Annotated in this window: 18 protein-coding genes; 14 read left to right on the forward strand and 4 right to left on the reverse strand. The window is 68.8% G+C overall.

What is annotated here, in order from left to right; translation table 11 throughout:
* Positions 1–158 precede the first annotated feature (158 nt).
* The 11 genes from BJY22_RS31735 (at position 159) to BJY22_RS31785 (ending at position 16,156) form a co-directional block, all read left to right on the forward strand.
* Positions 159–1,481, forward strand: a complete 1,323-nt coding sequence (locus BJY22_RS31735) for a UDP-glucose dehydrogenase family protein (protein ID WP_167214175.1) — start codon at positions 159–161, stop codon at positions 1,479–1,481.
* Positions 1,478–2,716 carry a glycosyltransferase gene (locus BJY22_RS31740; RefSeq protein ID WP_167214178.1) on the forward strand — a complete coding sequence of 413 codons (1,239 nt, stop codon included), beginning with the start codon at positions 1,478–1,480 and terminating at the stop codon, positions 2,714–2,716. Before BJY22_RS31735 ends, BJY22_RS31740 begins: the two co-directional genes overlap by 4 nt.
* 2 nt (positions 2,717–2,718) lie before the next feature.
* On the forward strand, positions 2,719–4,638 hold the full coding sequence (asnB, locus tag BJY22_RS31745; RefSeq protein WP_167214180.1) for an asparagine synthase (glutamine-hydrolyzing): 1,920 nt from the start codon (positions 2,719–2,721) through the stop codon (positions 4,636–4,638).
* Positions 4,639–4,646: 8 nt separating this feature from the next.
* A complete protein-coding gene (locus BJY22_RS31750) occupies positions 4,647–6,806 on the forward strand; it encodes a bi-domain-containing oxidoreductase (RefSeq protein ID WP_167214183.1) in 2,160 nt (719 codons plus the stop codon).
* The gene (locus BJY22_RS31755) at positions 6,803–8,755 is read left to right on the forward strand and encodes a heparinase II/III domain-containing protein (protein WP_202891350.1); all 1,953 of its coding nucleotides are present in this window, start codon (positions 6,803–6,805) and stop codon (positions 8,753–8,755) included. Before BJY22_RS31750 ends, BJY22_RS31755 begins: the two co-directional genes overlap by 4 nt.
* Before the next feature lie 82 nt (positions 8,756–8,837).
* Positions 8,838–10,052: a Wzz/FepE/Etk N-terminal domain-containing protein gene (locus tag BJY22_RS31760; RefSeq protein WP_167214186.1), complete on the forward strand. Its 1,215-nt coding sequence runs from the start codon at positions 8,838–8,840 to the stop codon at positions 10,050–10,052.
* Complete coding sequence (locus BJY22_RS31765; RefSeq protein ID WP_167214189.1) at positions 10,049–11,680, forward strand: YveK family protein; 1,632 nt, start codon at positions 10,049–10,051, stop codon at positions 11,678–11,680. Before BJY22_RS31760 ends, BJY22_RS31765 begins: the two co-directional genes overlap by 4 nt.
* On the forward strand, positions 11,677–12,912 hold the full coding sequence (locus BJY22_RS31770) for an O-antigen ligase family protein (protein ID WP_167214192.1): 1,236 nt from the start codon (positions 11,677–11,679) through the stop codon (positions 12,910–12,912). Before BJY22_RS31765 ends, BJY22_RS31770 begins: the two co-directional genes overlap by 4 nt.
* Positions 12,909–14,111 (forward strand): glycosyltransferase, encoded by a 1,203-nt coding sequence (locus BJY22_RS31775; RefSeq protein ID WP_167214195.1) that lies wholly within the window; start codon positions 12,909–12,911, stop codon positions 14,109–14,111. The genes BJY22_RS31770 and BJY22_RS31775 overlap by 4 nt, the downstream gene beginning before the upstream one ends.
* Positions 14,112–14,144: 33 nt before the next feature.
* Complete coding sequence (locus tag BJY22_RS31780) at positions 14,145–15,773, forward strand: right-handed parallel beta-helix repeat-containing protein (protein WP_167214197.1); 1,629 nt, start codon at positions 14,145–14,147, stop codon at positions 15,771–15,773.
* A gap of 5 nt (positions 15,774–15,778) precedes the next feature.
* Positions 15,779–16,156, forward strand: coding sequence for a hypothetical protein (locus BJY22_RS31785; protein ID WP_167214199.1), 378 nt, complete (start codon positions 15,779–15,781; stop codon positions 16,154–16,156).
* Positions 16,157–16,211: 55 nt separating this feature from the next.
* Here BJY22_RS31785 and BJY22_RS31790 read toward each other — a convergent pair whose 3' ends face one another.
* From BJY22_RS31790 to BJY22_RS31805, 4 genes are all read right to left on the reverse strand, one after another.
* A complete protein-coding gene (locus BJY22_RS31790; protein WP_202891351.1) occupies positions 16,212–16,781 on the reverse strand; it encodes a sigma-70 family RNA polymerase sigma factor in 570 nt (189 codons plus the stop codon).
* Between the two features lie 56 nt (positions 16,782–16,837).
* On the reverse strand, positions 16,838–18,379 hold the full coding sequence (locus BJY22_RS31795) for a sugar transferase (RefSeq protein WP_337759627.1): 1,542 nt from the start codon (positions 18,377–18,379) through the stop codon (positions 16,838–16,840).
* A 287-nt stretch (positions 18,380–18,666) separates the two neighbouring features.
* Positions 18,667–18,942: a PspA-associated protein PspAA gene (pspAA, locus tag BJY22_RS31800; RefSeq protein ID WP_167214202.1), complete on the reverse strand. Its 276-nt coding sequence runs from the start codon at positions 18,940–18,942 to the stop codon at positions 18,667–18,669.
* Positions 18,939–19,766, reverse strand: a complete 828-nt coding sequence (locus BJY22_RS31805) for a PspA/IM30 family protein (RefSeq protein WP_167214205.1) — start codon at positions 19,764–19,766, stop codon at positions 18,939–18,941. The genes pspAA and BJY22_RS31805 overlap by 4 nt, the downstream gene beginning before the upstream one ends.
* Before the next feature lie 167 nt (positions 19,767–19,933).
* Between BJY22_RS31805 and BJY22_RS31810 the strand changes: the two genes are divergently transcribed.
* Genes BJY22_RS31810 through BJY22_RS31820 form a run of 3 tightly spaced genes read left to right on the forward strand, consistent with a single transcriptional unit; the run spans position 19,934 to position 21,788 of the window.
* A complete protein-coding gene (locus BJY22_RS31810; protein WP_167214208.1) occupies positions 19,934–20,533 on the forward strand; it encodes a DUF3043 domain-containing protein in 600 nt (199 codons plus the stop codon).
* A gap of 38 nt (positions 20,534–20,571) precedes the next feature.
* On the forward strand, positions 20,572–21,582 hold the full coding sequence (locus tag BJY22_RS31815) for an aldo/keto reductase family protein (RefSeq protein ID WP_167214211.1): 1,011 nt from the start codon (positions 20,572–20,574) through the stop codon (positions 21,580–21,582).
* Complete coding sequence (locus tag BJY22_RS31820; protein WP_167214214.1) at positions 21,579–21,788, forward strand: hypothetical protein; 210 nt, start codon at positions 21,579–21,581, stop codon at positions 21,786–21,788. The genes BJY22_RS31815 and BJY22_RS31820 overlap by 4 nt, the downstream gene beginning before the upstream one ends.
* Positions 21,789–21,975 lie beyond the last annotated feature (187 nt).

A 21,975-nucleotide genomic window follows, 5' to 3' on the forward strand; every position in this document is an offset into this window, starting at 1 on the left:
CCCCTCACCCCAGCCAGCACCCGTCGCCCAATACAGATCACCGGACGGGCGTCTTGATACAGCCAATTTCGGGCGGTGTGTATCAGGAGGTCCCCGCCGGCGCTCTCAATGGCGCTGTGGACGTGGGACAGCCGCGTCATGAGCCTGTGGGGGGCGTTATGAAAGTTGCCGTGTTCGGCTTGGGGTATGTGGGGTCGGTGACGGCGGCTTGTCTGGCTGCTGCGGGGCACGATGTGTGGGGGGTGGATGTCGACACCGCCAAGGTCGACCCGATCACCCAGGGGCACAGCCCGGTCGTCGAACCGGGGCTCGACGAGCTGGTGGCGGCCGGGGCGACCTCGGGGCGGTTGCACGCGACGACGGATCCGCGGCTCGCGCTCGAGGAGGCGGATGTCTCGCTGATCTGTGTCGGTACGCCGTCCACGCCGGCGGGCAGTACCGATCTCACCTACATCAAGCGCGCGGTGCGCGACATCGCCGAGGCGGCGCGGGTCGTCGTCCGGCCGGCGTCCGGATTCCACAGCATCGTCGTCCGCAGTACGGTCCCGCCGGGCACGGTCGACGAGGTGGTCGCGCAGGTGCTGAGCGAGGTACCGCCGCCGGAGGGGCTCACGTTCGGTACGGCGATGTGCCCGGAGTTCCTGCGCGAAGGATCGGGCCTGGCGGACTTCTACGCGCCGCCGTTCGTCGTCGTCGGCACCCGGAACCCGAAGGTCGGCACCGCTCTGACCGACCTGTTCAAGTTCCTGGACGCCGACGTGCAGATTGTCGACGTTCGCACGGCGGAGGCGCTCAAGTACGCCTGCAACGCGTTCCACGCCACCAAGGTCTCGTTCGCGAACGAGATGGGCCGGATCTTCCGGCACTTCGCCGTGGACTCGCGCGAGGTGATGAAGATCTTCGTGCAGGACACCAGCCTGAACATCTCGCCGTACTACCTGAAGCCCGGCTTCGCGTTCGGCGGCTCCTGCCTGCCGAAGGACCTGCGCTCGGTCCTGCACCTCGCGCGGACCAACGACACCGAACTCCCGCTGCTCGCCGGCGCGCTCGCCACCAACGAACGCAGCGTCCGCGACGTCGTCGACCGTGTGATCGCCGGCCCCGGCCGCGAGATCGCGCTGCTCGGCCTGAGCTTCAAGCACGCCACCGACGACCTGCGCGAGAGCCCGAACGTCGAACTCGCCGAACGGCTGATCGGCAAGGGCTACAACCTGCGGATCTACGACGCGATCGTGAATCCCACCCGCCTCGTCGGCGCCAACCTGCGCCATGTCCAGTCCAAACTCCCCCACCTGCAGCGGGTCCTCACCGACGACCCGCATGCGGCGCTGGCCGGCGCCGACCTGGCCATCGTCTCGGCCACGGACGCCGGCGCGGTCAACGCGCTGCTGGACACGCCACCGGCGCGGATCATCGACCTGAGCGGGCGGCTCGGCGCCGATGTCGAGGCACTCCACGGATACGAAGGAGTGGGCTGGTGAGCGGTCCGCGGGTACTGATCATCATCCAGAACCTCTGGGTCCCGTTCGACCGGCGCGTCTGGCTCGAGTGCCGCGCGCTGGTGGCGGCCGGGTACGACGTGACGGTGGTCTGCCCGAAGGGTCCGGGCGATCCGTCGTACGAGGTCATCGACGGCGTGACCGTGCACAAGTACAAGGCGTACGCGCCGGGCGGCAGCAAGATCAGCTTCGTCTGGGAGTACGCGTCCTCGTTCCTGCTGACGCTGCGCCTGGTGTTCCGGGCCCGCAAGGCCGGCCGGTTCAAGGTGCTGCAGGCGTGCAACCCGCCGGACATCTTCTGGCCGATCGCGATGCTGCTGCGGCGCCTGGACGGCACGAGGTTCGTGTTCGACCACCACGACCTGTGCCCCGAGCTGTTCCAGTCGCGTTTCGGCGGCACGACGAGCCTGCCGTACAAGGGCTTGCGCTTCCTGGAGCGGATGACGCATCGTCAAGCCGACCACGTGATCTCGACCAACGACTCGTACCGCCGGATCGCGATCACGCGCAGTGGCAAGGCGAACCACGACGTGACCGTGGTCCGCACCGGGCCGGACCCGGACAAACTGCTCCGCGGCGCAGCGGACGAGTCGCTGCGCCGCGGTCACAAGTACCTGGCGACGTACATCGGGGTGATGGGCCCGCAGGACGGCGTCGACATCGTCGTCCGCGCGGCGGATCATATTGTCAACAATCTCGGCCGGACCGACATCGCCTTCACGCTGATGGGCGGCGGCGACTCGTTCGACGACGTGGTCGCGTTGCGGGACGAGCTCGGGCTCGGTGAGCACGTCGAGTTCACCGGCCGCGTCCCGGACGAAACCGTGCGCGCGGTGATGTCGACCGCGGACCTCGGCCTGTCGCCGGATCCGAAGAATCCGCTCAACGACGTGTCGACCATGAACAAGACCATGGAGTACATGGCGTTCGAGCTCCCGGTCGTCGCCTTCGACCTGGTCGAGACCAAGGTCTCCGCCGCGGACGCCGCCGTGTACGTCGAGCCGAACGACGTCGCGCAGTACGGCGAGGCGATCGTCGCCCTGCTCGACGACGAGGTCCGCCGGCGCCGGATGGGCAAGCTCGGCCGCGAACGCGTCGAGCAGGTGCTCGCGTGGAAGCACCAGCAGAAGGCGTACCTCGAGGTGTACGACCAGCTCACCGGGCACGTCAGCCATCTCGGCGACGTGCGCGGTCTCCACAACGCGACGGGATCCTGACGGTGTGCGGCATCGCCGGCTGCTACCAGCAGCGGGACGGTTTCGCCCTCGCCGAGGCAATGAGCGACCGGATCGCCCATCGCGGTCCGGATGCCGACCGGGTGTACGCCTTCGACGAAGGTGACGTCCGCGCCTACCTCGCGCATCGCAGATTGTCGATCATCGACTTGTCGGCGGCCGCGGACCAGCCGTTCAGTAAGCGCGGTCTGACGATCTGCTACAACGGCGAGCTCTACAACTACAAGGAGCTGCGGGCCGAGCTGTCGAAGTCGGGTGTGCACTTCCGGACGAACGGCGACACCGAGGTCGTCCTGGAGGCGTGGCGCCGGTGGGGTCCGGACGCACTCACGCGGTTCCGCGGCATGTTCGCGTTCGCGATGCTCGACGAGGAGAGCGGCAGCCTGTACCTGGCCCGCGACCCGCTCGGCATCAAGCCGCTGTACTTCCTGCGCCGCCAGGACGGCGTGGTCTTCGCGTCCGAGCTGAAGGCGATCGTCACCGCGGTCGGCTCCGAGCTACGGACCGACCCTGGCGCGTTGATCGCGTCGATGCTCTATTACTGGCTGCCGGAGCAGCGCTGCGCGATCGACGGCGTGGAGAAGTTGCCGCCGGGATCGTGGGCAGAGTTCCGCCCCGACGGCGGCAGCCGGCACGAGACGTACTGGCGGGTGACCGAGGTCGCGACCGAGGCGGCGGCCGGCCCGCGCGCCGACCTGCGCCAGGTGATCGAGGAATCGGTTGCCGCGCACCTCGTCGCCGACGTACCGGTGTCGACGTTCCTCAGCGGCGGGCTGGACTCGAGTCTCGTCACGGTGCTCGCGAAGCAGATGGATCCCGGGATCGACTCGTACACGATCACGTTCCGCGCGCAGGACCAGAAGCTCGAGGCGATGCCCGAGGACGCGATCTACGCGCGCAAGCTGGCGCGGCAGTTCGGCATCGACCTGCACGAGATCGAGATCGCGCCGGACGTCGTCGAGCTGCTGCCGAGGATTGTCGACATTCTGGACGAGCCGATCGGCGACCCGGCCGCGATCAACACCCTGCTGATGTGCGACACCGCGCGGGACGCCGGCGTGAAGGTGCTGCTGTCCGGGATGGGCGCCGACGAGCTGTTCGGCGGGTACCGCAAGCACCTCGCGTGTGTGATGGGAGCGCAGTACCAGAGGCTTCCCGGCGTACTGCGCAACGGTGTGGTCGGTCCCGCGGTACGGCGGCTCCCGGTGACCGTGAACGGTCGCGGACTGCGGTACGCGCGCTGGGCGAAGCGGTTCGAGACGTTCGCGAACCTGCCCGAGGAGACCGCGTTCCGGCGCAGCTACACGATGTACGACGCGGACCAGCTGGCCGGCCTGATCAGTCCTGACCTGGAGCCGTACGTCGGGAAGCTGCTCGGCGAGCACGCCGACATCTACCACGACACGACGCTCGACGACCACGTGAACCGGATGTGCCTCGCGGACTCGCGGATGTTCCTGCCCGGGCTCAACCTGGCGTACACGGACCGCGCGAGTATGGCGGCGTCGACCGAGGTACGGACGCCGTTCGTCGACCCGGTCGTGGCACGCGCGGCGTTCTCGATCCCGGGCAGCGAGAAGATCCACCGCCGGGTCAGCAAGCTGGCGTTGAAGAAGGCGGCCGAGGCGTGGCTGCCGAAGGAGATCATCTACCGGCCGAAGGCGTCGTTCAGTGCGCCGCTGCGGGCGTGGGTGCGCAACGACCTGCGGGAGCTGGTCGACGACGTACTGCTGCGCGGGGAGCTGGTCGGGAGCGGGTTCTTGCGGCAGGACGCCGTACAGAAGCTGGTCGACGACGAGCGGGCCGGGCGGGAGGACTACTCCAAGCAGCTGTGGCAGTTGCTGACGCTGGAGACCTGGACCCGGCACGTGCGGTCCCTGGGCGTGACCATCACCTCGAGCTGAAGGACGACATGAAACAGGTTGCACAGAACTACAAGTCCGGTGAGCTGACGGTGCTGGACGTGCCTCCGCCTACCTGTGCGCCCGGCGGTGTGCTGATCCGGTCGCTGTACTCGCTGATCTCCACCGGGACAGAGCTGATGAAGGTCGGCGAGGCGAAGCTGTCGCTGATCGGTAAGGCGAAGGCGCGCCCGGACCAGGTGCGGAAGGTGCTGGACACCGTCTCGCAGCAGGGTGTGGCGAGCACCTACAAGAAGGTGATGAACAAGCTCGACTCGTACACGCCGCTCGGGTACTCGCTGTGCGGTGTGGTGGTCGAGGTGGGGGCTGGTGCGGAGGAGTTCAGTGTCGGGCAGCTGGTCGCGGCGGCGGGGAACGAGTACGCGCTGCATGCGGAGTACAACTGGGTGCCGTTGAACCTGTGCGTGCCGGTGCCGGACGGCGTACCGCCTGAGCAGGCCGCGTTCTCCACGGTCGGCGCTATCGCGATGCAGGGTGTGCGGCAGGCCGAGGTGCAGCTGGGTGACACGGCTGTGGTGATCGGGTTGGGCCTTGTCGGGCAGCTGGTTGTGCGGTTGCTGGTTGCGGCCGGGGTGCGCGTGTACGGGATCGACACGGTCGAGGACCGGTGCCGGATGGCGGAGAAGGCAGGGGCGTTGCACTGCTCGTCGCCGGACGAGGCGGGGGTGGCGTCGCTCGAGCGTGCGCTGCTGGAGGCGTCGAACGGTCTCGGCGCGGACCACATCCTGCTGGCCGCCGGCGGTCACTCCAACGGTCCGGTCGAGACAGCGGCGCGGCTGGCGCGGGACCGGGCGCGGGTCGTCGACATCGGCAAGACGAAGCTGGACCTGCCGTGGAACGCGTACTACGACAAGGAGCTGGACGTCCGGTTCTCGCGGTCGTACGGCCCGGGGCGGTACGACGACCGGTACGAACTGCAGGGCATCGACTACCCCGCCGGCTACGTCCGCTGGACCGAACGCCGCAACCTGGCCTGCTTCATCGACCTGATCGCCCGCGAACAGATCGACGTGGCGTCCCTGATCGCCAACACCTTCCCGATCGCCGACGCCACCGCCGCCTACCAGCAACTCAGCACCGGCTCCCTCCCCGGCGTCGGCTTCCTCTTCGAATACCCGAACCTGCAGACAGAGGTGGTCGAGGCGACTGCCCCGCCCGGGCAGCGGGAGACCGTTGGTCAGGCGGCTCCGGTTGGGGTTGTTCGGGTTGGGTTCGTGGGAGCCGGGAACTACGCGTCGAGCATGCTGCTTCCTCATCTGCAGAAGGATGAGCGTGTGGTGCTGGGGCGGGTGGCTACCAACAAGTCCTTGTCAGCGGCCAACGCGCAGCGCAGGTTCGGGTTCCTCGACGTGGCTACCGACTCGCAGGCTGTGCTGTCGGACGACAGTCTGGACGCGGTCTTCGTCGTCACGCGGCACAGTTCGCACGCCGAGCTGGCCTGCCGGGCGCTCGAGACCGGGAAGGCCGTGTTCGTCGAGAAGCCCCTCGCGCTGACCGACGACGAGCTGGACCGGATCGTCGCCACAGTGGATGCCACCGGCAACGACCGCCTGATGGTCGGCTTCAACCGCCGGTTCGCACCGCTGCTCACGGACCTGAAGACGCGCTTCGGCGACCCCGGCGGCAACTTCTCGCTCCGCTACCTGGTGAACGCGGGCAAGCTCGACTCCACCAGCTGGTATCTCGACGCCGGCAAGGAAGGCTCCAGGTTCGCGGGCGAAGGCGGCCACTTCATCGACACCCTGACCTGGTGGCTGGACAGCCTCCCGACCGAGGTGTACGCCGTCCCGGGGCCCGACGCCGGCGATGTCTTCGTCACGCTGAGGTTCGCGAACGGCTCCGTCGGCACCATCACCTACGTCGGCGGCGGCAACGCGCGCTTCCCGAAGGAGACGATCGACATCACCGGCGGGGGCCGCAACGCCCGCTTCGACAACTTCCAGAGCGCGTCGGTGTGGACCGGGCGCAAACCGTCCACTCGCAAGTCCCGCAGTACCGACAAGGGCCAGCGCACCGAGCTCGAACGCTTCGTCGCCGCGGTGAAGTCCGGTGGCCCGATGCCGATCCCGTTCGACGCGCTGGTCGCCACCACCCGCGCCACCATCGCGGTCGACCGCAGCCTGGCGAGCGGCAAGCCGGAGAAAGTGTGAGCCGCCAGCCTCTGGGCTGGTACGTCCGCCGCCTGCGCCGGATGTCCCCCACCGAACTCATCTGGCGCGCCCGCGACACCGGACGCCGTACTGCCTGGGCCTACCAACAGGTCCGGCCCGGGCAGGACGGAAAAACCGACCTCCCACTGCGTAACGAGCGGACCTTCCGTACGACGCTCTCACCGCACACCGCGTGCGACGTACCGAACGACGCCCGCAAAGCCGTCATCGAACAGGCCGACGCCATCATGGCCGGCAAGCTCGAGGTCCTCGGAGTCGACCGCACGGACCTGACCGCACCGGACTGGTTCCGTGACCCCGTCACGGGCCGCCGTTCCGACCCGTCGCAGTACGTCTTCAAACTGAACCACCGCAACGAACAAGCGGTCGGCAACATCAAGCAGGTGTGGGAGCTGTCCCGCCACCATCACCTGACCCAGTTGGCGGCCGCCTGGTACCTGACCCACGACGACCAGTACGCCGAACGCGTCGCCGACCACCTGAACGACTGGTGGCGCAGCAACCCGTTCCTCTCCGGCGTGCACTGGGCGAGCGGGATCGAGGTCGGCCTCCGCCTCATCAGCTGGACGTGGATCCGCCGACTGCTGAACGACTGGCCCGAGATCACCGACCTCTTCGAGCACAACGAACTGGCGCTGCAGCAGCTCTACTGGCACCAGCGCTACCTGGCCGCGTTCCAGAGCCACGGCTCTTCCGCCAACAACCACGTGATCGCAGAGGCCGCCGGACAACTCGTCGGCGCCTGTGCGTTCCCCTGGTTCACCAAGAGCGACCGCTGGCGCGCAGACGCCGCAGCCCTGCTGCAGAAGCAACTCGACGCCAACACCTTCCCCTCAGGTGTCAACCGCGAGCTGGCCACCGACTACCACCGCTTCGTCTCAGAACTCGGCCTGTACGCAGCTCTGGAGGCGGACGCCGCCGACCACCCGCTCAGCGAGCAGACGTGGGCCCTCCTCACCCGCACCCTCGATGCGGCCGCAGCGATCGTCGACACTCGTCTGCGTCCACCACGCCAAGGTGACGACGACGAAGGCATGGTCCTCGTCCTCGACCCACCAGATGCCAGCACCTGGTCGGCGTACCTCTCCCTGGGCGCCGCTGTCGTAGGTAAAGCACCCTGGTGGCCGGACAGTCCGCGTACGGCGACCTCAGTCATCGTCGGCGCACTGGCGAAAGCCCGGCATACGGACCGCCCGGCTGAGCGACCGGACCACTTCAGCGACGCCGGTCTGACGATTCTGCGCAGTCGCGCCAGTGTCGACGGAGGTGGCGGCCCGGAGATCTGGTGCCGTGCAGACGCCGGTCCGCACGGTTTCCTCTCCATCGCCGCCCACGCTCACTCCGACGCGCTGTCCCTCGAGGTGCGCGTCGACGGCGTCGACGTCCTCGCTGACCCGGGGACGTACTGCTACCACGGCGAAGAGGAGTGGCGCGACTACTTCCGCTCCACCATCGCCCACAACACCGTCGAAGTGGACCGCACCGAGCAGTCCACCTGGGGCGGCCCGTTCCTCTGGCTGCGCGGGGCAACAGGCACGGTACTTCGCTACGACGCGACCACCTGGGAGGCCGAGCACGACGGCTACGCGCCCATAACGCACCGACGCACCGCCATACTCGACCACGGCCTGCTGCGCGTCGAGGACCAACTGGACGGCACGGTCGACGTACGGATCGCGTGGCATCTCGGGCCGCAGGTGACAGTCGAGCTGGATGGCGCGACCGGTCGGCTGACGTGGCCGGCCGGCTCCGCGGTCGTCGAACTGCCGGCCGGACTGACCTGGACCGCGCACTCCGGTGGCGACGATCCGTTACTGGGCTGGTACTCACCGCGCTTCGGTCGCAAGGTGCCGACGACGACGCTGATCGGTTCCGGTGTCCTCGGGCCGGACTCCGCCGCGATCAGCACCTTTCAATTCCGGTCCTGACCGGAGCCGTTGTATCAGCGTCCGTTCCCGGCCCTCTATAACTCCGAACCGATCGTGACGTTCGACTGGAGGGGTCCTGCCTGTGAGCGCACAGCAGCTCGACGTCAAGAAGTCCTGGCGAGCCATCCGGCGGGACCGCCTGCTCATCGTCGCCATCGCGTCGATCGGCCTGGTGGCCGGTGTCGCGTACGCCTTCGCACAACCGCCGATGCACACGGCCTCGTCGATGGTGGTCCTGCCACCGCCGCCTTCGGCCGATCCGGAGAAGGCGACCGGCACGCAGAGCGTCGAGACGCAGGTCTTCATCGCCGAGAGCGCCCCGGTGCTGCACAGCGCCGGGCAGAACCTGTCGCCCGCGCTGTCCACCGAGGTGGTTCGCAGCCGAGTCACCGTCACCGCGGTCACCGACGACATCATCCGGATCGATGCGAAAGGCACCTCGGCCGGGCAGGCGATCCAGTTGGCCAACGCGATGTCCGAGATCTACCTGGTCTTCATCACCACCGGCCAAGGGCTTCCCGGCGACCTCGGTAAGAAGACCGGTGCCCGGGTCCTGGAGGAGGCCACCAGCGCCCGCGGCGGCAGCATGGTCCTGCACTCCGGGATCTACGGTGGGCTGGGGGCCCTGCTGGCCGCGATCGCCGCCGCGATCGGCGTGCTGATCCGGGCTCGCGGCGACCGTCGGCTCCGGCTGCGCGACGAGGTCGCCGACGCCGTCGGACTACCGGTGCTCGCGTCCGTCTCGTCGTACCGGGCGGTCGATCCGTCCGACTGGGCGCAGCTGCTCAACCGCTACGCTCCGTCGGCCGTGGACGCCTGGAGCCTGCGCAAGATCCTGCATCATCTGAACCTGGACCTGAAGGCCGGTCCGGCCTCACTGACCGTCATCTCGTTCGCCGACGACGACAAGGCCCGCCCGCTGGGCCCGCAGCTGGCCGCGTTCGCCACCTCGATCGGCATCTCCACCGCGATCGTGGTCGACAAGCACACCGAGAGTCCGCCCGGTTCGGTGTCCCTCGACATCCACCTGGTCCTGGTCGATCGGGACGCCCCGCACCTGGACGGCAGCACCCGGACCACCAGCACGATCGTAGCCCTGTCGGCCGGCACCGTGACCGCCGAGGAACTCGCCCGGCTGGCCGTCGCGACCGCTGCGGACGACCGCACCATCGACGGTCTGGTCGTCACCGATCCCGACCCGTTCGACCGCACCATCGGCCGGGTCTCGCAGTCGCAGCGCCGCTCGAGCTCGCGACTGCCCACGCTACTCACCGGCACAGCGAGGCGGACCCGATGAGCAACCAACCCTATTCCGAGCCGCTGGACGCGAACACCGCGGGCTGGAGCGACGACGACGACCTGTACGCCGACGAGCCGTCGACCGCCTTCCCGCCCGACAGCCTGGTCACGTTCCGCTTCCTGCGGGACGCGGTCAAGCGGCACTCGCGGATCTGGCTGGTGCTCGCGCTGATCGGCCTGGCCGGTGGTCTGTCGATGGGCGCCGTAATCCCGCCGGGGCACACGTCGGCGGCCCGCATGCTGATCACCACCCGGGAGGGCGAGGACCCGACCAAGGCGATGGCGACCGAGATCAGCCTGGCCACGACCCGGACCGTCGCCGAGCGGACGATCTCGCTGCTGAAGCTGCCGGACACCCCGGACGGGTTGCTGGAGCGGTACACCGCAACCGCACTGACCGACCGGGTGCTGGAGATCAAGGCGACCGCCAAGACCACTGAGCAGGCGACCCGGCTGGCCACCGTGGTGGCGCAGACGTACCTGATCTTCCGCAAGGAGCAGATCGCGCTGCAGTCCGCGCCGCTGGCCCGCGACCTGGCCGCCGCCCAGGCCGAGCTGACCATCGCCAAGCAGGGGGTCATCGCGACCGGTGACAACCCGGACGAGCTGCGGCGGCCGACCGCTCCAGCGGCGGTCAAGTACATCGCCGCCAACGACAAGGTGCAGTTCGTCGGGCAGCAGGTGCTGGACCAGAACGTCGCGGCCTCGAAGATGAACAGCAGCCGGATGCTCGACGCACCTGCGCCCGTACTGACCTCGGCGAAGCGGTTGCTGGCGATCCAGGCCGGCACCGGATTGCTGGCCGGCCTGTTCCTCGGCATCGGTTTCGTCATCGTCCGCGCGCTGATCTCCGACCGGTTGTGGCGGCGGCAGGACATCGCCCGGACGCTGGGCGCCCGGGTCCGCCTCAGCACCGGCAAGCCGCCGCGCCGGCAGTGGATCCCGTTCGCCCGCCGGCTCCGCAGGCACCAGCAGCACCATCCCGAGATCGAACTGCTGGTCCGGCACCTCGACCAGCGCATCATCTGGACGAAGCGGCCGACCCCGGCGCTGGCCGTGATCAGCGTCGACGACGTCCGGGCCTGCGCGATCGCGGTGGCCTCGCTGGCCTACTCGCTGGCCGAGTCCGGCAAGAACGTCCTGGTCGCCGATCTGACCGGGACCGGCCTGCTCGCGGGCAAGCTGGGCGTGACCGACATCGGTACCCGGGACTCGCAGTTCAGCGAGCCGAGCCGGCGGATCACCGTGTACCTGCCCGATCCCGACGGCGGTCCGGCCGAGGGCTGCTACCTGCGCTTGGGCGACAACAACCGGCCGGGCGGCTCCGGTGACATCTCCCTCGACGCCGCATGGGACGTCGCCGACGTCGTCCTGAGCCTGGCCACGCTGACGCCGGCCCTCGGCGCGGACCACCTGGGCAGCTGGGCCTCCCGGGCGGCTGTCGTGGTGACCGCCGGACGGTCGTCGACCGGCAAGGTCCGGGCCACCGGCGACATGGTCCGGCTGGCCGGCCTGGAGATCGACACCGCCGTGGTACTGAACGCGGACAAGACCGACGAGGGCGTCGGCGTCATCGAGGCCGAGAGCTCGCCCCGGACTCCCAACGTGGACATGTTCAGCCGATGAGCAGCGCCACTCGGGCGATTCCGCGGCCCGGCGTTCTGTCCGGCCGCCGGGTCGTCTCGCCCGAGCAGCGCCGGCGCCGCCGGGTCCAGCTTGTCTGGGGCTGCCTGCTGCTGAACGTCCTCACGTTCTTCCCCGAGGCGCCGCACATCGTCCCCATCCCCGGCCCGGTCGGCAAGCTCATCGCTCAGGGCGCGCTGGCCGTCGCCGCGCTGCTCGTGCTGACGGTGAACCGGCCGATCAAGATCCGCGCGTCGGTCTTCATCTTCCTCGCCACGCTGCTGGCGACCGAGGCGCTGCTGTCCAGCCTGCGGGCCGAGTTCCTGCTCGGTGCGCTGTACCGGTCCGGGCGGTTGTTCGCCTTCGTCATGGTCCTGTGGCTGCTGACCCCGTGGTGGACCCGGCGCGATCTGCTGCTGGTGCGGACGCACTTGATGTACCTGTGGATCGTCATCGGCTCAGCCGTCGCCGGCCTCCTCGTCGCGCCCGGCCTGGCGATGACCGAGGACCGGTTGTACGGCGTCCTGTGGCCGATCCCGCCGACTCAGGTCGGTCACTATGCAGCTGTCGCGATCGGACTGACCACCATCTTGTGGATGTCCGGTCTGCTCCGGCGCGAGGTGGCGCTGGTCAGTGTCGCCGGGTCCGTGCCGGTCCTGCTGCTGACCCACACTCGTACGGCGTTGATCGCCCTGCTGATCGGGGTCGTGATCGCCGGGCTGAGCCTGTTCACCGCCCGCACGCGGGTTCGGCGGGCCTTCGCCGTCGGCCTGGTGTTCTTCTCGGTCGGGGCACTGACCCTCGGCTCCGTGGTGACCACCTGGCTGGCCCGTGGTCAGGACACCACCCAGGTCTCCGAGCTGACCGGCCGGACGCGGGTGTGGGACGGGATCCTGGCCCAGCCACGCTCCACGTTCGAGACGCTCTTCGGCTTCGGTCTGTCCAACAAGTCCTTCAACGGCCTGCCGATCGACAGCAACTGGCTCGGCACGTACTTCGACGTCGGCCTGATCGGGATGGCGATCAACATCGCGATGGTGCTGTTCGTCCTGATCATGGCGCTGTTCTTCCAGCCACAGGGCCCGCGCCGGGCGATGGCGTTGTTCCTGGTCGCGTACTGCGTGGTCGCCTCGTTCACCGAGAGCGGGCTGAGCGAGGCGTCGCCGTACCTGCTGGAGCTGACGCTGGCGGCGTCGCTCGTGTACTCGCGAGTTCCCCGAGAGGGTGTGCGATGAAGATCCTGGTGGTGCACAACAGGTACCGGTCCACCGCACCGAGCGGCGAGAACCGGGTGGTCGACCAGGAACGCGAGGCACTGGCCGAGCTCGGCCACGACGTCGAGCTCTTCGAGCGGCACAGTGACGAGATCGAGGACTGGCCGGCCTGGAAGAAGGCCACCCTGCCCGCCCGCGTGGTCTGGAACCCGGCCGCCAAACGCGACCTGGGCGACACACTGCGGCGGTTCCGTCCGGACGTTGTCCATGTCCACAACACCTTCCCGGTGCTCAGCCCGTCGGTGCTGTACGCGTGCCGGGACACGGACGTGCCCGTCGTCATCACCTTGCACAACTACAAACTCCTGTGCGCCAGCGGTGACTTCTTCCGCTCCGGCGAGCTGTGTCATGACTGCGCTGGTGGCAACCCAGCGGCCGGCGTCGTCCACCGCTGCTACCGCGGGTCCACACTGGCCACGGCGGCCACGGTGCTGAACACCCGGACCCATCGGCGGAGCTGGCGCAACCTGGTCTCGGCGTACATCTTCGTCTCCGAGTCGCAGCGTGCTTTGCTGACAGGGATGGACTTCGACCCTGACCGCAGCTTCGTCCGCTACAACTACGTGCCGTACGACGGCCCGGTCGCGGACGGGACACCACAGCGGCAGGTGACGTACGTCGGCCGGCTCGACGCGGCCAAGGGCGCACCGCTGCTGATGAAGGGCTGGGACGCGTACCGGGCGATCGCCGGGGACGACGCCCTGCGGCTCGTCGTCGCCGGCGGCGGCCCGATGCTCGACGAGATCACCGCGTGGGCCGCCGAACGGCCGTCGGTCGAGCTGCTCGGGATGATGTCCAAGCAACAGGTCTTCGAGTTGATCGGCCGGTCCCGGGCCGTCGTCCTGCCGTCGGAGTGGGAGGAGACGTTCGGGCTCGTGGTCGTCGAGGCGATGGCCGTCGGCGTACCGCTACTGGCCTCCGGCCACGGTTCCTTCCCCGAACTCGTCACCGACGGCGTCGACGGTGCGTTGTTCGAACCGGGGCGGCCGGACGCACTCGCCAAGCTGCTGCTCGATGTCGACACGTCACCCGAACGCTACGCGGAACTGGGGCGCCAGGCCCGGGCGACGTACGAGAAGAAGCACGACCCCCGCCGCAACCTCGAGCAACTGCTCGACATCTACCGCTTCGCCGCCGGCCGGCCCGTTACCCGCGGCTAGCCGACACCGACCCCTGCCCCCGAAGGAAGTGTGATGGAACAACGCGAGCCGAACCTTCCGGCCACCGGCCGGAGCGCGTGGTACCGCGGCCGCCGTGCGGTCGTCGCGGCGATCGCGATCGTGCTGGTCGGCGCGCTGGCGGTGCTCGCCTACGTCGTCAGGACGGACGGCGAGCCGCTCTCGCAGAACACACAGCCGACGCAGGGCGCCGCGCCGTCGGCCGCTCCGGTGAAGGCACCGACCGCGCCGCCGGCCAAGGTCTGCGGGAACACGGCGGCGCTGGCCGGACCCAAGTCCGCACCGGCCGGGGCGGTCGTCGTCAGCCCCACCCAGAACCTCGAGAGCATCAGCTCGAAAAGCCCGGCAGGTACGACGTTCTACCTGACCGCCGGCACGCACAAGCTCGGCGGCGGCGCGTTCACCCAGCTCGTTCCCAAACAGGGCGACCGCTACATCGGCGCTCCCGGCGCGATCATCGACGGCGGCAACAGCAATCGGTACGCCTTCACCGGCTACGCGACCGACGTACAGATCAAGAACCTGACCATCCAGAACTTCGGTACGCCGCGCAGCACCAACGACGAGGGCGTGGTGAACCACAACGCCGCGTCCGGCTGGACGGTGGAGGGCAACACGATCCGGAACAACTCCGGCGCCGGCCTGATGGTCGGGACCCGGAACGTGGTCCGCGGCAACTGCCTGCAGAGCAACGGCCAGTACGGATTCAGCGCGTACAACCCGAACAGGGTCAGCAGCATCGTGATCGAGCGCAACGAGATCACCGGGAACAACACCGACGACTGGGAGGTGCTCAAGCCGGGCTGTGGCTGCACCGGCGGTGGCAAGTTCTGGGCGGTGACCGGCGCGGTGGTCCGCGGCAACTGGATCCACGACAACAACGGGCCGGGGATGTGGGCCGACACCAACAACACCGGGTTCGCGATCGAGGGCAACTACCTCGCCGGCAACTTCGCCGAGGGCATCGTCTACGAGACCAGCTACAACGCCTCGATCCGGGGCAACACGTTCGTGCGCAACGGCCTCGGCAAAGGCCCGCTCAACCAGGGCTTCCCGACACCCGCGGTGTACATCTCCGAGTCCGGCAGCGACAAGCGGGTCGCCGGGATGTTCAACCAGGTCTTCGAGATCAGCGGGAACGTGTTCACCGACAACTGGTCCGGCGTGGTTCTGTGGGAGAACGCGGACCGGTTCGCCGGTTCGCCGGCGAACACCAGTTCGGGGTCCGGCACGCTGGTGAACCCGAGCGTGGCCACCATCGAGACCTGCAACGCGGCCAACATCGACAAGCAGCCGTACCTCGGCGACTGCCGGTGGAAGACCCAGAACGTGCACGTCCACGACAACGTGTTCAGTCTCGACCCCACCAAGCTCGGCAGGACCTGTGCGTCCCGCAGCGGCTGCGGCTACAACGGCATCTTCGCCAACTGGGGCACGTTTCCGGACTGGTCGCCGTACACGGCGCGGACGATCCAGGACGCGATCACGTTCGACCAGGGCAACAAGTTCTCCGCCAACACCTACCGCGGGCCGTGGAACTTCATCGTGCACGAGCAGGGCAGCAGCGTGAACTGGGCCGCCTGGCAGGGCGCGCCGTACGGGCAGGACACGGACAGCGTGATCAAGGTCCAAGGGGAGCGCTGACGACGATGACGATCGGTCCTCCGGAGCGGGCCATGGGCGAGCAGATCGCCGTGCTGCGCTCGGTGGGCTACGCCGCGTTCGGGCGGCACGAGCGAGATCTCGACGTACTCGACCTGGTCTTCGACAGCCTGGTCGACGCCCCGGACTGCCGCCGCGACGTACGCACATTGCGGTTCACCGGACACGGCGTCGCGCTGGACGTCGACGTCCGCGGGCAGGACGACCTGACCGTCGAGCTGCGGGTCTCCCCCACCGGTCCTGTGGTGGTCGAATCGCGTGGCTCGGACGGGGACGGTCCTACGGACGCGCGGCTGGTCAGCTTTCTGATTCGGTGGCCGGGTGGCGCGCAGCGACCGGCCCGGACCGCGTGGATCATGCTCTGAGCGACAAGCACGATCGTCGGCGGACCGGGCCGGTTGTGCCGGCCCAGGCGACTTCTCAGGAGGCAAGCAGCAGTCTGAGCTTCTGCAGGCAGCGGCCGCGGATGGGGCCGATGCTGCCGATCGGGATGCCGATCGTCGCGGAGATCTCGGCGTACGGCGCCGGCGGGTCGGCCATCAGCATGCCGAGCAGCTGCTGCCAGCGGTCCGGCAGGCTCTCGAGTGCCCGTCGTACGTCGTCCGCGCGCTCACCCGCGAGCAACTCGGCGTCCGGCTCGGGCTGGTCACCGGCCACGTCCTCGAACGCCGTCGCCTCGTAGGTCAGCAGCACGCGCTTGCGGAACGCCAGCACCCGCAGGCATTCGCGGCGTGTGGTGACGACCAGCCAGGCGCCGACCCGTTCGGGATCGACGCGGTTGATGTGTTCGAGCAGCCGCAGCCAGACCACCTGCGAGACGTCAGCGGCGTCGCTGTCGCTCAACCGGAAGCTGCGGGTCACGGCCCAGACGAGCCGCGCATAGTGGTCGACCAACCGGCTCCACGCACCCTGGTCCCCCGCCGCGGCCTGGATCACCAGGGTCGCGGCCTCGGAGCGTACCTCGGCCGACCTTTCCATTACTGCAGTCACGAATTCCCCCCTCGGGAATGCACAGCCTTCGAAGCGTCGCCGTCGCCGGCGTCCGCCTAGTACGCGCCGTCGCTCCCCAGCACGGCGCGGGCGGTCTTCCACAGAATCAGCAGGTCCAGCGCGATCGACCAGTTGTCGGCGTACCGCAGGTCGAGCCGCATCGACTCCTCCCAGGTCAGATCGCTGCGCCCGCTGACCTGCCACAGGCCGGTCAGGCCCGGCTTCACGAGCATCCGGCGCGCGTCGTCGATCGCGTACCGCGCGACCTCGGCGGGCAGCGGCGGACGTGGGCCGACCAGTGACATGTCCCCCCGGAGCACGTTCACCAGCTGTGGTAGTTCGTCGATCGAGAACCGGCGCAGGTACCGGCCGATCCTCGTCACCCGCGGGTCGTCGCGGAGCTTGAACAGGATCTCGTTGCCCTGGTTCAGCGCGTGCAGCTCGGCCTTGCGCGCCTCGGCGTCGACCACCATCGTGCGGAACTTCAGCATCTGGAACTGCTTGCCGCCGCGGCCCACCCGGGTCTGCCGGAACAGCACCGGCCCGCGGCTGGTCAGCTTCACCAGGATCGCGGTGATCAGCAGCAGCGGCGCCACCGCCAGCAGCAGCAGGCACCCGACCACCCGGTCGAAGATGCTCTTCAGCACATGCGGCCCGCCGCTCACCGAAGGCCGCTCCAGGTGCAGCAGCGACAGCCCGGCGACCGGACGGATCGAGATCCGCGGACCGGCCACCTCGACGATGCCCGGCGATACGATCAGCTCGACGCCGCGCTGTTCCAGTGCCCAGGACAGCTTGCGCAGCGAGTGCCCCGCGAGCTCCGGGTCCGCCGCCACCGCGACCACGTCGACGTCGTACTGGTCGACGCCGGCCAGGATGTCCATCTCGGTGCGGCCCAGCCGCTCGAGCTCCGGCCCGTCGGCGGTGTCACTCAACGGCGTGTCGCCGCGCGGCACGCAGCTCGCCACCACGACGTACCCGTCGGCGGGCTGCTCCTCCAGGTGCCGCTTCAGCGTCATCACCTGGTCGTTGCGCCCGACAACGAGCACCCGGCGCATGCACCGGCCGGCGAACCGCCGCCAGGAGATCTGCCGGTGCAGGAGCCAGCGGCCGAACATCGCCGCCAGACACGTCATCGGCACCGCCAGGACGACGAACCCGCGAGCGACCTCGCTCTTGGTCGCGTACGACGCGATCGCGACCAGGGCGGTCAGCGCGACCGCGGCCCGGATGATCGAGCGGAACTCCTCCGGCCCGGTGCCGAAGTACCGGGTCTCGTAGCCTCGTTGCAGGGCCACGCAGGCGATCCAGGCGATCGGCAGCAGCACCCCCAGTACGAAGTACCCGAGGTTGATCTGGGCCCCGAAGCGCGCGACCAGGGCCAGCGAGGCGCCGATCACCCCGGCGCCCAGATCGGACGCCAGCGATGCCCGGCGGTACTTCGCCACCCAGCGCGCCTCGGTGTACCGGGCCGAGCGCGGCACCACGGCCGGCACCTCGTCCGGAACCACCCAGACCGGCCGACGTCGTTCCCCCGACGGCGCCGGCCGGAGATCGGCCGACTCGGCCAGCCCCCCGGACATGACAGATTCAGTCACGCACAGTCACCCCCCACAGGTGAAAACCGAAACCCGTGACCAACCCACACCCCGTCACGGACCTCGTACCAACGCCGCCCCCACAACGACGTGAGGCGAGAGTACTACGGGATCACCCCGTGGAAAAGCATTGATCGCGAGTGTTAACCCGCGCTCCACCAGACCCACGGGAAAGACCCCCGGGACCCATTTTCTGGGTCCCGGGGGTCTCGAATCATTGACTACTCGAAGTGATCAGCTCGCCGGGTCGGGGACGGCCGATCGGAGCAGCCCGAACAGCAGCGGAATCAGCCGGCGATCAGGCCGTCGCCGCTGATCAGCTCACGCATCTCGCCGAGCGAGCTGTCCGACGGGGGCAGGATCGCGTCGGAGTCGTGCAGCTCGTCGTCCGGCACCTTCTCACCGGCGCGGACGAAGTCCAGCAGAGCGGCGAACGCGGTCTGGTACGCCGCCTCGTCGCCGGACGACACGGCCTTCTCCAGGTCGCCGTCGACCGCGTTGAGCGCGTCGAGCTTGTCGTCGGCCAGTCGCCACTGGCCCTCACCCATGATGCGAACGATCACCGAACATCTCCGTCCTGAGGTCGCGCCGGCTCCGTCACAGGTTGCGTGGCCGGCTGCTGCACTGGCTGGGCGGGCTGCTGAGCGGACTGCTGGGCCTCACCGGACAGCTCCTTCGGCGCGCCGCCGCCGGACAGCTGGGCCTTCATCGCGGCCAGCTCGGTCTCGACGTCGGAGCCGGACGACATCCGCTCCAGCTCGAGCGTGATGTTGTCCTTGTTCGTCCCGGAGGCGTCGTCGAGCGCGCCGGAGGCGAGCAGCTCGTCGATGGCACCGGCCCGGGCCTGCATCTGCTGGGTCTTGTCCTCGGCGCGCTGGACCGCGAGACCGACGTCGCTCATCTCCTCGGAGATACCGGAGAAGGCCTCGTTGATCCGGGTCTGCGCCTCGGCCGCGGTGTAGGTGGCCTTGATGGTCTCCTTGCGGGTCCGGAAGGACTCGACCTTGGCCTGCAGCCGCTGGGAGGCGAGCGTGAGCTTCTCCTCCTCACCCTGCAACTGGGCGTGCTGGGTCTGCAGGTCGTCGATCTGGCCCTGCAGCCCGGACTTGCGGGTCAGGGCCTCACGGGCCAGGTCCTCGCGGCCCATCGAGAGCGCCTTCTGCGCCTGCTCCTGCAGCTTGGCCGACTGGGCCTGCAGCTGGGAGGCCTGCAGTTCCACCCGCTTCCGGCTGGTGGCCACGTCGGCCACGCCCCGCCGTACCTTCTGCAACAGCTCGAGCTGCTTCTGATACGAGTAGTCAAGGGTTTCGCGAGGATCTTCGGCCTTGTCCAGGGCGGTGTTCGCCTTGGCCTTGAAGATCGTCGACATCCGCTTGAAGATGCTCATCGATATCCGTACCCCTTCTGTGCCGGAGTGACGACCCGGCGTGCGTGCCATCCACCCTATGTCCCTACGGGTCACCACACCATCAGGACAGGCCCCGATAAAGTGGTACCCAGGTCCGGGGACCACCCCGAGTCGCGACCTGCCCGTGCGAATGAGGTTCTGACCCCGTGTTCCGTCGTACCAAGTCTGAGACAGCTACCACGACAGGTACCACCGTACCCGCCGAGCCCCAGGGCAAGCCGGGCGGCAAGGGCCGTCCCACCCCGAGCCGCAAGGAAGCGGAGGCGGCCCGCAAGGCCGCGTTCAAGAAGCCTCGCAACCGCAAGGAGGCCTCGGCCATCCGGCGGGAGAAGATGCGCACCGAGCGGGCCAAGATGCAGACGGCCATGCAGACCGGCGACGACCGGTACCTGCCGGCCGCCGACAAGGGCCCGGTCCGGCGGTTCGCCCGGGACTACGTCGACGCGCGCTACTCGGTGATGGAGTTCGCGCTGCCGGTGCTGCTGGTGGTGTCGCTGGTCGGCGTGGTGTTCTCGCCGCAGTTCCCGTGGCTGGCCGGGATGGTGAACCTGCTGTTCCTGTTCATGATCCTGCTGATCGCGGCGGACTGGTTCCTGCTCACGTCGGGCCTGAAGAAGCAGGTGGCGGTCAAGTTCCCGAAGGAGTCCACCAAGGGCATCGGGTTCTACGCCGTCCGGCGGACCATGCAGATGCGCCGCTGGCGGCTGCCGAAGCCGATGGTGAAGCGCGGCGAGAAGCCGTCCTGAACCGCCGGCCGACGGCAGGCGGGCGGTAGGGTCGGACCATGGACTTCCGCTTTCTCGGCAACAGTGGTCTCAAGGTCAGCGAGATCTCGTACGGCAACTGGCTGACGCACGGCTCGCAGGTGGAGAACGAGCAGGCCAGGGCCTGCGTGCGGGCGGCCTTGGAGGCCGGCATCACGACGTTCGACACCGCCGACGTCTACGCCAACACCAAGGCCGAGTCGGTGCTCGGCGAGGCGCTGGCGGGCGAGCGCCGCGAGTCGCTGGAGATCTTCACCAAGGTGTACTGGCCGACCGGTCCGGGCGGACCGAACGACACCGGCCTGTCCCGCAAGCACATCCACGAGTCGATCAACGGTTCGCTGAAGCGGCTCGGCACCGACTACGTCGACCTGTACCAGGCGCACCGCTTCGACACCGAGACGCCCCTCGAGGAGACGATGGAGGCGTTCGCCGACGTCGTCCGGCAGGGCAAGGCGCTGTACATCGGGGTGTCCGAGTGGACCGCGGAGCAGCTGCAGGAGGGCCACCGGCTGGCCCGCGAGCTGCGCATCCCGTTCGTCTCGAACCAGCCGCAGTACAGCATGCTCTGGCGGGTCATCGAGGCCGAGGTGGTCCCGGCCTCGGAGGAGCTCGGCATCGGCCAGGTGGTGTTCTCCCCGATCGCGCAGGGCGTGCTCACCGGCAAGTACCTGCCCGGTCAGCAGCCGCCGGAGGGCTCCCGGGCGACCGACGCCAACGGGTCGAACTTCATCAAGCGGTTCCTCACCGACGACGTCCTGACCCGGGTGCAGGAGCTGAAGCCGCTTGCCGACGAGGTAGGTCTGTCGCTGTCCCAGCTCGCGATCGCCTGGGTCCTGCGGAACTCGAACGTCTCGTCGGCCATCATCGGCGCCTCCCGTCCCGAGCAGGTCACCGAGAACGTCAAGGCCTCCGGCGTGAAGCTGGAGGAGGGTCTGCTGAAGCAGATCGACGAGGTGCTCGGCCACATCGTCGAGAAGGACCCGGCGAAGACCGCGCAGAACGCCCCGCAGAAGCGGCCGAACTCGTGAGCTGGAGCTGGCGGTTCGAGACCGCGTCCGGCGCGCTGGTCGACCCGGGTGAGGTCGGCGGCGCGGAGTTCTCGGCGCAGGGCGACGCGGAGAGCTGGCTGGGCGAGGTCTGGCGCGACCTGGCCGACCGCGGCGTCGGTCAGGTGTACCTGCTCGAGGACGGCCGCGAGGTCTACGGCCCGATGAGCCTGTCCTCCGCCGAATAAGGTCGCCGAACGACGGCAGAGTAAGCTTCGGTCGAACCACACGCCTGCGTCACAGGGAAGCCGGTCGAAGTCCGGCGCTGACCCGCAACCGTAGGCCACCCCGGCACTGGATCGGGATGGCGAGCCGGAACACTGTGACGCAGGTAGTCAGGCTCAACTACCCGCCGTGGTCCGCGGGTGGAGCCCC

The organism is Kribbella shirazensis (assembly GCF_011761605.1).
In the GTDB taxonomy this organism is placed as follows: domain Bacteria; phylum Actinomycetota; class Actinomycetes; order Propionibacteriales; family Kribbellaceae; genus Kribbella; species Kribbella shirazensis.

Bases quoted from the DNA above. Each gene is read 5' to 3' on its own strand.
- BJY22_RS31780 (WP_167214197.1), top strand. From the start codon at position 14,145: ATGGAACAACGCGAGCCGAACCTTCCGGCCACCGGCCGGAGCGCGTGG.
- BJY22_RS31775 (WP_167214195.1), top strand. From the start codon at position 12,909: ATGAAGATCCTGGTGGTGCACAACAGGTACCGGTCCACCGCACCGAGC.
- BJY22_RS31750 (WP_167214183.1), top strand. From the start codon at position 4,647: ATGAAACAGGTTGCACAGAACTACAAGTCCGGTGAGCTGACGGTGCTG.
- BJY22_RS31785 (WP_167214199.1), top strand. From the start codon at position 15,779: ATGACGATCGGTCCTCCGGAGCGGGCCATGGGCGAGCAGATCGCCGTG.
- BJY22_RS31735 (WP_167214175.1), top strand. From the start codon at position 159: ATGAAAGTTGCCGTGTTCGGCTTGGGGTATGTGGGGTCGGTGACGGCG.
- BJY22_RS31770 (WP_167214192.1), top strand. From the start codon at position 11,677: ATGAGCAGCGCCACTCGGGCGATTCCGCGGCCCGGCGTTCTGTCCGGC.
- BJY22_RS31765 (WP_167214189.1), top strand. From the start codon at position 10,049: ATGAGCAACCAACCCTATTCCGAGCCGCTGGACGCGAACACCGCGGGC.
- BJY22_RS31815 (WP_167214211.1), top strand. From the start codon at position 20,572: ATGGACTTCCGCTTTCTCGGCAACAGTGGTCTCAAGGTCAGCGAGATC.
- BJY22_RS31805 (WP_167214205.1), bottom strand. From the start codon at position 19,766: ATGAGCATCTTCAAGCGGATGTCGACGATCTTCAAGGCCAAGGCGAAC.